This is a genomic window from Novosphingobium naphthalenivorans NBRC 102051, assembly GCF_001590985.1.
Classification (GTDB): domain Bacteria; phylum Pseudomonadota; class Alphaproteobacteria; order Sphingomonadales; family Sphingomonadaceae; genus Novosphingobium; species Novosphingobium naphthalenivorans.
Genome location: NZ_BCTX01000196.1, coordinates 1 through 1,419, shown reverse-complemented (window position 1 = coordinate 1,419; position 1,419 = coordinate 1). Strand labels below are relative to the sequence as shown.

Genomic DNA, 1,419 nt, shown 5'->3' with positions numbered 1-1,419 from the left:
TCGCGTCCGTCAAGGTGGTGTAATTTCGGCTGTGGCCGTGGGCCATCGTCAGGCGGCTTTGGCGGTGATGTGTAGGGGCTGATTTTCCTCCTCGATCATGGGTTGGTTGAGTTCGGCCATGCCTTCGATCTGCATGTATCGGTGCTGGAGCTGCCACTCGTCGTTCTGCTCCATCAGCACAGCCCCGACGAGGCGGATGATGCTGTCTTCGTTCGGGAAGATTCCGACGACGTCGGCGCGGCGCTTGACCTCCTTGTTGAGCCGCTCGAGCGGATTGGTTGAGTGTAACTTCGTGCGGTGCTGGGTGGGGAAGCCGGTGTAGGCGAGCACGTCGGTTTCGGCCTCGTCCATGCAGGCGCCGAGCTTGGGCCAACGGGTGCGCAACTGGTCGGCGACCTGTCGCCAGACCTGCGTTGCGCTTTTCTGATCGGGCTGCAGGAAGACCTGGCGGATCGCGGCGGCGACGACAGTGTTCTGGCCCTTGGGCACATAGGACAGGGCATTGCGCATGAAGTGCACCCGGCAGCGCTGCCAGGTGGCGCCCATGACGCGGGTGATCGCGCCCTTGAGGCCCTCGTGAGCATCGGAGATGACCAGCTTCACGCCGGTAAGACCGCGCCGAACAAGGTCCTTCAGGAAGTCGGACCAGAAGACCTCCGCTTCCGAGGGGCCGATATGCAGGCCGACGATCTCGCGCCGGCCCTCGGTGTTGACGGCCATGGCGATTATTGCGGCAACGCTGATGATCCGCCCGCCTTCGCGTACCTTGAGATAGGTGGCATCGAGCCAGAGATACGGCCATTCGCCGGTGAGCGGGCGTTTCAGAAAGGCATGGACGCGCTCGTCAATGTCCTTGCAAAGCTTGGAGACGGTGGACTTGGAGATGCCGGTCATGCCCATGGCCTGGACGAGTTCATCGACCCGCCGGGTGCTGACCCCGCCGATCCACGCTTCCTGGATCACCGCAACCAGCGCTTTCTCGACCATCTTGCGGGGCTCAAGGAAGCCCGGAAAATAGGACCCAGCACGCAGCTTGGGGATTTTCAGGTTCAGCGTGCCTACCCGGGTATCCAGCGAACGGTCGCGATAGCCGTTGCGCCAGGTCGCGCGCTCGCTGCTGCGTTCGTGGCGACCCGCGCCGATCAGGCCATCAACGTCGGCCTCCATGATCAGCTGCAGCACGTTCTCGGCGATGGTGCGCAAAAAATCCGGTTGGCCGCCCTTTGCAGCCAGCTCTTCGATCAGTAATCTGTCCTCGGTCATCGGGAACTCCTCTTCGTCACGGTTGAAGTGTGCAAACTCCACCATAACGATGAACCCGGTGGCCACCAGCGACGCCGCATTCCGGGGTGGGGCATGCCCCACCCCGGAATACACCATCGCCTACACCGGAAATTACACCACGAGCGCGGACGCTAA

General features: G+C 62.5%; 1 protein-coding gene. It reads right to left on the bottom strand.

What is annotated here, in order from left to right:
* Window positions 1-48 precede the first annotated feature (48 nt).
* Entirely contained in the window at window positions 49-1,263 is a 1,215-nt protein-coding gene (locus tag NN5_RS24665) for an IS256-like element ISSpma2 family transposase (RefSeq protein WP_006954973.1), read from the bottom strand.
* Window positions 1,264-1,419 lie beyond the last annotated feature (156 nt).